The 8,931-nt window shown below is 44.2% G+C and carries 9 protein-coding genes and 1 pseudogene; 6 read left to right on the top strand and 4 right to left on the bottom strand.

Annotated features, from left to right (window positions below; genetic code table 11):
- The 4 genes from QUA13_RS30405 to QUA13_RS30420 all read left to right on the top strand — a co-directional run.
- The coding region (locus QUA13_RS30405; RefSeq protein WP_333204551.1) for a DUF433 domain-containing protein at positions 1-335 on the top strand (335 nt) is incomplete at its 5' end.
- Complete coding sequence (locus tag QUA13_RS30410) at positions 332-574, top strand: hypothetical protein (protein WP_333204553.1); 243 nt, start codon at positions 332-334, stop codon at positions 572-574. The genes QUA13_RS30405 and QUA13_RS30410, both read left to right, overlap by 4 nt.
- A 218-nt stretch (positions 575-792) precedes the next feature.
- Entirely contained in the window at positions 793-1,686 is an 894-nt protein-coding gene (locus QUA13_RS30415; RefSeq protein WP_333204555.1) for a hypothetical protein, read from the top strand.
- Positions 1,687-1,757: 71 nt separating this feature from the next.
- Positions 1,758-2,882 carry a pentapeptide repeat-containing protein gene (locus tag QUA13_RS30420; RefSeq protein ID WP_333204557.1) on the top strand — a complete coding sequence of 375 codons (1,125 nt, stop codon included), beginning with the start codon at positions 1,758-1,760 and terminating at the stop codon, positions 2,880-2,882.
- 154 nt (positions 2,883-3,036) lie between these two features.
- On the opposite strand, the gene QUA13_RS30425 is transcribed toward QUA13_RS30420, so the two are convergent.
- Positions 3,037-3,615 carry a Uma2 family endonuclease gene (locus QUA13_RS30425; protein ID WP_333204559.1) on the bottom strand — a complete coding sequence of 193 codons (579 nt, stop codon included), beginning with the start codon at positions 3,613-3,615 and terminating at the stop codon, positions 3,037-3,039.
- Positions 3,616-3,728: 113 nt separating this feature from the next.
- On the opposite strand from QUA13_RS30425, the pseudogene QUA13_RS30430 reads away from it, so the two are divergent.
- Positions 3,729-4,588: pseudogene (locus tag QUA13_RS30430) on the top strand (Uma2 family endonuclease).
- On the opposite strand, the gene QUA13_RS30435 reads toward QUA13_RS30430, so the two are convergent.
- Positions 4,538-4,672, bottom strand: coding sequence for a hypothetical protein (locus QUA13_RS30435; protein WP_333204567.1), 135 nt, complete (start codon positions 4,670-4,672; stop codon positions 4,538-4,540). The pseudogene QUA13_RS30430 and the gene QUA13_RS30435 overlap by 51 nt on opposite strands.
- A gap of 157 nt (positions 4,673-4,829) precedes the next feature.
- Here QUA13_RS30435 and guaD point away from each other — a divergent pair, with 157 nt between their 5' ends.
- A complete protein-coding gene (gene guaD, locus QUA13_RS30440; RefSeq protein WP_333204562.1) occupies positions 4,830-6,185 on the top strand; it encodes a guanine deaminase in 1,356 nt (451 codons plus the stop codon).
- A 68-nt stretch (positions 6,186-6,253) separates the two neighbouring features.
- On the opposite strand, the gene QUA13_RS30445 is transcribed toward guaD, so the two are convergent.
- Positions 6,254-7,690 (bottom strand): NCS2 family permease, encoded by a 1,437-nt coding sequence (locus QUA13_RS30445; RefSeq protein WP_333204563.1) that lies wholly within the window; start codon positions 7,688-7,690, stop codon positions 6,254-6,256.
- Between the two features lie 34 nt (positions 7,691-7,724).
- Complete coding sequence (locus tag QUA13_RS30450) at positions 7,725-8,777, bottom strand: aromatic ring-hydroxylating dioxygenase subunit alpha (RefSeq protein ID WP_333204565.1); 1,053 nt, start codon at positions 8,775-8,777, stop codon at positions 7,725-7,727.
- Between the last annotated feature and the right edge of the window lie 154 nt (positions 8,778-8,931).

Here is an 8,931-nt window from a genome sequence, read left to right on the forward strand (position 1 = left end):
TTTTAACGTTATATGCTTGCTATGTAAGCATTATAACCTATTTTTATCGTATTTTATGTTTAAGTCCCGCTAAGTTTATCAGGGGATTGTTTGACCTTACAGAGGAACAAATTAATGCGGCTTTAACTTATATTGAGGAAAATCGCGCTGATGTTGAAGCTGAGTATCAAATGGTTCCTAAGGAAGCTGAGGAATTGCGGCTATATTATCAAGAAAAAAATCGAGATCTCATTGCCAGAATAGCCACCCAGCCACCAAGACAAGGAACCGAAGCTGCTTGGGAAAAACTTCGAGCGGCTAAGGCAAAACGTGAGGCTAAAGCAGGATTTTTTTGATAGATCATAATCTCAACGGCCACGCCATAATTTTCTTTGGTTCTATTGCTAATCAAGGTTGGCTTGATGTCATCCCAATTCGTTTTGTCACCTTTGCACAAATGGAATTACCCATTGATAGCGATGACAGGGTAGTTTGCCGACTTGCTCTAGAAAATCAGATGATTTTGCTGACAGCTAATCGCAGTATGAAAGGCAAGAATTCCTTAGAACAAGTAATGCGAATAAAATACTCCTAATTTATTACCTGTGATTACGATTGGCAACGCTGATAGATTACTGAATGATTGGGAATATCGAGAACGTTGTGTTGAGAGTCTAATTGAGATTGTGCTTGGTATTAATCGCTATATGGGTGTAAGTAGGCTTTTCATCCCATGAGGTGGGATGGAGGTTGTTGAAGAAGTGCGATCGCGCTTTGATTGCCAATAAATGTAGTCTTTAAAAAGTGAGTCCCATGTTAAAAGAATTAAAAACCATTTCTCTTGCCACTCTTCTGGTATTAGGAACAGCTAAACTGGGTTCTACAGCAGCTTTCCCAAGTCCTAATAATCAAGGGGATTATATGGGAAGATATTATCATACTTATTGGGAAGTAGTAGACCCAGACCCAAAGGGGTTAAATTGTCGCATGAATTCTTCTTTTGAAGAATTTATGCGTGTTGACAACCGCACTCCATTTGATGTTTTTAATTGGTCTGTAGTTGGTGTTTTAAAACAGGGACAGCGTTTTGAAAGCTTTCCTGGTAATGCTGGTGTTACTTTCCTTGATACCAGGGGTTTACCTTGGCTTTTTGTAGGAAAAAACTACACTGCTGGTGCGGCGCAAGGTTGTTTTATTCGCGCTAATAGTCAATTTGTCAAACCAATACAGATGTCACCGACTCGCGTACAACCTCAAGCGAGTCAACCGCTCACAAGTTCCACGGCACTACCGATGAAGCTTGGTTTTGACGAAGGATTTGGATCGATTGTAGTACCAGAAAGTGATACCAGAGCATCGGCCTATGGAGGACGCTTAAGGCGATATGATGTTCACATTGCTAAAATGTTTGAAGTCACTCACTTTATGTGTCAGGAGGGGACTTTGACACCCGGTATTACATGGAATTACGAGGCTGGAGGTGGCACGATTAATATGGGAAGTTTTGAAATAACCTGCCGACTTGCTAATCAAATAGTTAGTGCCTATGGTTTAGGTAAATCGGAACCTACGAATATTACTTTTTCTGCTGGTGAAATCGGTCGCCCCGATGTCAGAAGTTTCAACATTCCTATTCTAAATATTACAGGTGATAAAGTACCACGTTGGATAAGTTTTGTGCAGGGATTTCAGCCAGTGAGGAGGTAGGGCGAACACAGATAATATGCTCTACTGTCACTTAGAGCAATGTACCTTAATAAGATAGTTGAGAGGACTTTATGAATATAGATGAAAACAAACTGAAAGAACTTTATGCAGAAGGCAGAAGAGATTTTCATGCTTGTGACTTAAGGGATGCTGATTTGACAGAAATTGATCTGAGCTTTGCTAATCTAAGTGGTGCAAATTTGAGCAATGCAAACTTAAATTATAGCAATCTCAGCTATACTAATTTAATCAGCGCTCAATTAAGAGGGGCATCTCTTATAGGGGCTAATCTGAAATGGTCAGATATTATTTATGCAGACTTGAGAGACGCAAATCTTGAAGGAGCAGACCTAGAGTGGGCTAATCTTAGAAGCGCTAAGCTTACCAATGCTAAGTACCAAACAGTAAAAAATATCGAAAGGGCTGATATAACCGATGCTATAGGAGTAAAAAAAGTCATTGAAAAAAGCGATATAATTCAGTTAAATTTATTTGCAGAATACCCCATTCAACCCATTAACAGAACATTAAAATCTGAACCAAAAAATCAAGATAGTTTCCAGAAAAAAGATCGACCAGCTTTACCACAGATTTCAAGACATACTAAAATGCAGGGAATTCTGGCAGAGATAGGACAAAAATTAGGCTATAGAGTATGGATTGCTCGAAACGATCACTCAAAGGACTATAGATTCGGGGACGATACTTTCGAGGACTCTAGGTTCGGTAAACTTAAAGAATTAACAATGGAAGGATTCTCTATTGGTGGATTAGAAAAACAAGTTGAAAAAATTAGTAAATTAATTGATGTAATATGGCTAAATGAAAAAGACCAGTTTAAAGTAGTAGCATTATTTGAAATTGAATGCACTACTGCAATTCACTCTGGACTATTACGTATGGGTGATTTTGTGGCTAATGTTAAATTAAATCCCTTAACCTTTATAGACCCAACCTTCCCAATGTATATCGTAATTCCTCAAAACAGAAAAAAACATTTACAATCCCAATTATCTCGACCAATATTTCAATATCTTGAATTGCACAAAAGTTGTGAAGGTATTAATATAGAAGATATAGAGAGGTGCTGGGAAAATATTATCAAGCATAAAATAAATATCCAGCAAAAAATCAAGCCGAATATTATTGATATTATAGATTTGAGCAATTTTATCGAGTCTCAAAAAAGTTTTTAAATTTTATGTGATTGGTCAATCAAAGCGTGGAGTGGTTGATATTGCGGTAATCCCTCTAATATTTAAGCATCTGTGCAAATTAAATCTTCTATAACCTATGGGTAATTTCACCCGATTGCAACGCAATTAAACCACTGAATTACTCTTTTCTATTCTACATCGATCGCATAAAAGCATTCACCGCATCATATTGATCGGCCATCCGCGAATAAAACTCGATCGATCGCAAATCTAACTCCGGCAAAAGTTCGCTCTTACTCACCAATTCATACCCCGTTGGACGCAAGCAATAAACCGAAATTACCCCATCCTCCCAAAACCAAACCTCCTGCACTCCCACACGACGATAGATTTCCAGCGTATCAATTCCACCACTCGTCACTGTTATTTCGATCGCCAAATCTGGAACCGATTTGCGCGTACCCAAACAGTAAGACTCATCTGGTTCTTTCCGTGCACCCAATTCCTTCATCCCGATGGTTGTACTGCCGCGCCCGTAGAAACGAATATTTCTCATCCGCATATAAATTTCTAAAAGCTGGCCTAAAGTGTTTTTAGGTTCTTCGTGATCCTCAGATAAAGGAGCCATAATTTCTAAACACCCATCCAAATAAGTTAAACGCGCCCCAGTGTCCGCCAAATCAGCATCCAATTTTTCCAGAGTCTCCCATGTCACGTTTGACAGGAAAGCCGCACCTGTACCCAATCCTGCTTTAGAAATTGCGACAACCATCTGACTTACCTTTTACGATCGCTTTTCCATATTAGCGAATATTAGCTAAAGTTTCAAATCTGATTGCTCTAAAATTTCGCAGTACAATGAACAATAACTGCACGGAAAAGACGATGAATGGGCCAATAAGTGCTACATATCTGCCTCCTGCATTCCCCTACCATACCAAATTGCCAGACGAAGACGGTACATTTGTAAAAAATTTTCACGAGCATCCTCAGAGCATAATTCTTACAGATTCGATCGGGCCAGTTGTAGAGCGGCTGCATCCAGACGGACAATATGCGATCGGGCAAGATTGCGGCATTTAGTGGCGAGAAACTGACCCGCCAGAGCGAGGTGCAGAAGCACCGGATTGGTTTTACGTGCCGAATGTACCGGCAACACTTGACGGTTTTCGCCGTTCTTATGTACTTTGGCGGGAACACATGGCTCCGTTCATTGCTTTAGAATTTGCTAGCGGTAATGGAGAGGAAGAGCGCGATTCCCTTCGGGATAGCTTCGCTTCACCTACTCCGCTTTCTGTGGCCGCTGACGGTACAACAACTAAACCCGGTAAGTTTTGGGTGTACGAGAGAATTATCCGCATTCCTTACTACGGCATTTATGAAATGAAAACGGGCAATTTAGAGGTCTATCACCTGATAGATTTTGTGTATCGAAGGATGGAGCCAAACGCGGTCACTATCCCATTCCTGTACTAGATGTAGAATTGGGACTGTGGCAAGGAAGCTATCAAAATCAAGAACTTCTTTGGCTGCGGTGGTGGGATTGGCAGGGGAATTTGCTGTTAACAGGCTCCGAACAAGTTGAAATTGAGCGGGCCCTGGTCGAATAAGAACGACAAAGAGCCGAACAAGAACGAGAAAGAGCCGAACAAGAACGGGAAAAAGCCGAACAAGCAGAGCGAAAACTCGCCCAGTTAGCGGAGCGGCTGCGATCGATGGGACTCGATCCTGATGCTGAGGATTGATATCAAATCCGAGCGTAGTAGATACCGAGCCGGTGCGTCGCGATCGACAATCTCTAAATCAACTCGATTTTCTCCTAGCGACACACCATACCTCATCGCGAGCCGGTGCGTCGCAGCAGTAATAATGCGATTAGATTAGTCTTAAAAATATTTTTGTAGTAAATGTAACTTACAAATCTGACATTACAAGCAATCATTTTAATAAGATTGAGCCAACCTCCAAAACCAAACAATTTTTCACATGGCAATTAACCAAAATTTATCTGTATCTAAAAACTCAATTAAAGCTTTTCGCGGTGCTTTTCTAGATTTTGTGGAAGATCCTTTTTATGTTGCCCAAAATCAAAGCGTTCGCTATGTTCCAGATGGTCTGCTGGTTGTAGAAAACGGAATTGTTAAAGCTTTTGGAGCTTACGATCGCCTGAAAGAGAAGTTCTCAGACATCACTGTGTCTGAATACCCAGGAATGCTGTTGATGCCTGGATTTATTGATATTCACGTGCATTTCTCTCAAACTGGAATGATTGCTGCTTACGGAAAACAGCTTTTGGATTGGTTGAATCAATATACGTTTCCAACCGAACTGAAGTTTAAAGACCGAGAATACGCCGAACAGGTTGCAGCTATTTTTCTTGATGAACTATTACGCAACGGCACCACGACGGCAGTTGTTTTAGCAGCGGTTTTTTCAGCATCAGTCGATGCTTTTTTTGAGGCAGCGAGCCGTCGAAATCTGCGGATGATTGCTGGTAAAGTGATGATGGATCGCAATGCACCGAAATATCTGACCGATACGGCCCAAGAGTCGTATCAAGATAGCAAAAAGCTGATTGAAAAATGGCATCACAATCAACGATTGTTATACGCGGTGTCGCCTCGGTTTGCACCGACTTCAACCCCGGAACAACTGAAGCTAGCAGGGAAACTGTTGCAAGAGTATCCTGATGTTTATCTGCACACGCATTTATCAGAGAACGTTAATGAAGTTGCTTGGGTAAAAGAACTTTTTCCCGAGTGCAAAGGCTATCTCGATGTGTACGATCGAGCCGGATTAGTCGGAGAGCGATCGATCTTTGCACACGGCGTACAACTGACGAATGCAGAATTTCAACGGCTCTCTGAAGCAAAATCCACGATCGCATTCTGTCCTACGTCAAATTTGTTCTTAGGCAGTGGGTTGTTCGATATTGAAAAAGCGAAGTCGATCGACGTTCCGATTAAAGTAGGGCTTGCCACAGATGTTGGTGCAGGAACGAGTCTTTCGATGCTGCAAACGGCAAATGAAGCGTACAAAGTCGCGCAACTGAGACAATACTCTCTCTCTGCATTTCAAGCATTGTTTCTCGCTACGCTGGGCAGCGCTAGAGCGTTATGTCTGGACGATCGCATTGGCAATTTCGAGGTGGGTAAAGAAGCAGATTTTGTGGTGCTGGACTTGCGATCGACGCCGCTCATGGCATTTCGCAATTCTGCGGCACCCGCAACAACGCTGGAAGAACTTGCCGATCGTGCCTTTAGTTTAATCATCATGGGCGACGATCGAGCCGTTCACGCAACCTACATCCTGGGGGAACTCGCCTACAGCAAAGCAGATTAAACTATCGGCGTCGCCTAAACAACTGGTAAGTCATTCAAACCTAGCAGTTGGCTCTCGCCTGAGCCGGCTCAGGCTGCTGAATGATGAAACCGCAGCGACATAAAGATGAACCGAATCACGAAGATGCCCGCAATGATCCAAGTTCCCCCAGACACTTCCTTGGCTCTACCTTGGCAGGTTTTCACAATCGGATAGGCAATGAATCCGATCGATAACCCTTCCGCGATCGAATAAGTCAATGGAATCAGGAATATCGTTAGAAACGCTGGAATCACTTCCGAAATATCATCCCAGGGAATTTCTTTGACCTCAGCCAACATCATCGCGCCAACAATGACCAGCGTCGGCGTCGTTGCAAAAGCCGGAATCGCTTTAAACACCGGAATGAAAAACAGCGACACCGCAAATAATGCTGCCACAACTAAAGCGGTAAATCCAGTTCTACCGCCTTCGGCAACGCCTGCGACGGATTCAACATAAGCCGTCACGCTCGACGTACCGAAGATCGGGCCGATTGTGGTGCCAATTGCATCTGCCATCAGTGCTTTATTTGCACGCGGCAACTCGCCATCCGGGCCGATATAGCCTGCCCGCATTCCCACACCCGTTAGCGTCCCGATCGTGTCAAAAATATCAACAAACAGAAATACAAACAGCACTGCAATCCAGTCAAGAAAATTGTCGGAGTTCAGATTAGCAATGCCCAGAATTGCTTGACCAAAAATGTCTTTTGGCAATTCTGGCAGCGCAAAAAATCCTTGAGGTGGGGGTGAAACCTTGAACAGCCAAGCCCAAATTGCGGTGCCAAAAATTCCAAATAGTAACGCACCTCTGACGCCCCGAACCACCAATCCGGCTGTCATCGCTAAACCCGCCACAGCGAGTAGCGTGTTCGGTTCTGCTAAACTGCCAAACGCGGTTTTTGTGGCTGGATTTGCCACAATCAATCCGGCTCCCCCTTTGGCAACATCTCCTGACATACCGATGTAGGCAATAAACAAGCCGATCCCTGCTGCGGTTGCGTGCTTGAGCGACCTGGGAATTGCCACGATCAATAACCGACGTACATCCGTGAATGTCAGAGCGATAAAAATTAACCCCTGAACAAACACGCAGGACAGCGCCAATCGCCAATCGATTTTCAGTCCGATTACAACTGAGAAAGCAAAAAAGGCATTCGTTCCCATTCCAGGCGCCAGCCCGAACGGGTAGTTTGCTAAAATTGCCATGCAGAAGGTTGCAACTGCCGCCGCAACAGCGGTTGCCACAGCCAATTGCGAAAACAAATCTCCAGGCTGTTGTAGAAAAATCGCGTTTGACAGCACGATCGGATTGACGACTAAGATGTATCCCATCGTCATGAACGTGGTGATACCCGCGAGAGTCTCTGTTTTGAAATTGGTTCTGTAGAAATCAAACTGGAAGAACTCTGCCAGTGCTGCTTGCCAACCTGTGTAGGATTGCTTTGGCGGAATCGGTTTTTGAAATTCTAAATCAGCGCTCATGGTTTCGATCTCCGAAAATCTATTGAGATAGGAGTTAGGCGGTAAACGATCGTCCTAGACCCAATGCCGCCAATCCTTTGCGATAGGCGATCGAGCTTTTATCCCCGGCAATGTGGACTTCATCTTGCAGCGCGATCGGTAAATCTTCGGGATACTGTTCTTCAACAATGTCCTTATCTTCGCCAAACACTTGATCGTTAAAGTCCAGCGTGTCTTGCAGGGGTGCATCTTTGTCAAAATTGCGGCAAATCGGCACAAACAAGCGCGTCTTGCGGGCTGAAACCGGACAGGCAGCATTCAGGATGTGTAACTTCCCGTTCGGAAAGGTAACGGTTAACTTCGCTGTGAACGGCAGCCACACTTCAAACAATCGACGCCACTTAAACCCAGGCGGACTCAGATGCTTTAGACCGTGCGGATAGTTGCTCACAGTGCTGACATAATCAGCGCTAAACCCGTGCGGTAGTCGCTCAACGGGATAATCTGGCACTTCTTGATTTTCGCGCTCGCCAAAGGATTCGGTGTGAACAAACGCAAAATGACTCACATCCAGAAAGCCTTCGACTTGACGACCTGCGGCAGCTTCGATCGCCACGCTGGCTGGGAGTACCTGAATATAGTCTGGATCGTTCCATTCCTGAAAGGAGGGAAAATGGACTGAACCGTTATCCACAAGCCTTACCCACACTAAACCATAGCGTTCGGTGACAGCGTAGGTCGTCAATTTCAGCCGAGCGGGAATTGCGGCATCCGGTTGAGCGGGAATACGCGTGCATTGACCGCTTTTGTCGTAGCAGACGCCGTGATATTTGCATTGGAGTTCATCGTTCTCAACCCATCCCAAACTCAGAGGAGCACCGCGATGCAAACACAAATCCCGTGCTGCAACGATCGAGCTATCGGAAAGTCGAAACAGCACGAGCCGTTCATCGAGCAGCTTTGCGGCAAACGGTCGATCCGTGACTTCCTGCGAGAACGCGATCGGATACCAAAACGGCGCAAGGGCTTTCCAATCAGTTTCAGTAAAGGTGCAGTTTCGAGGCAATATAAACGCAGAATTGCACGATCGTTCTTGTGTAGTGTGCATAATGCTGTATGCGAAATACCGCTGAAGCTTAAAACATTAGAAAGCTTACTTCTGTACGATTTACTACATATAGCCTGTCTCAACAGTTCGGACATATTTTGGGAGAGTCAGGCTCTGAGAGAGCCGTATTCTAGGAGTTTTCGGTAGTTTGGAT

It is taken from the genome of Microcoleus sp. S28C3, assembly GCF_036700785.1.
GTDB lineage: Bacteria > Cyanobacteriota > Cyanobacteriia > Cyanobacteriales > Microcoleaceae > Microcoleus > Microcoleus asticus.

Bases quoted from the DNA above. Each gene is read 5' to 3' on its own strand.
- QUA13_RS30415 (WP_333204555.1), top strand. From the start codon at position 793: ATGTTAAAAGAATTAAAAACCATTTCTCTTGCCACTCTTCTGGTATTA.
- QUA13_RS30420 (WP_333204557.1), top strand. From the start codon at position 1,758: ATGAATATAGATGAAAACAAACTGAAAGAACTTTATGCAGAAGGCAGA.
- QUA13_RS30425 (WP_333204559.1), bottom strand. From the start codon at position 3,615: ATGGTTGTCGCAATTTCTAAAGCAGGATTGGGTACAGGTGCGGCTTTC.
- guaD (WP_333204562.1), top strand. From the start codon at position 4,830: ATGGCAATTAACCAAAATTTATCTGTATCTAAAAACTCAATTAAAGCT.
- QUA13_RS30445 (WP_333204563.1), bottom strand. From the start codon at position 7,690: ATGAGCGCTGATTTAGAATTTCAAAAACCGATTCCGCCAAAGCAATCC.
- QUA13_RS30450 (WP_333204565.1), bottom strand. From the start codon at position 8,777: ATGCACACTACACAAGAACGATCGTGCAATTCTGCGTTTATATTGCCT.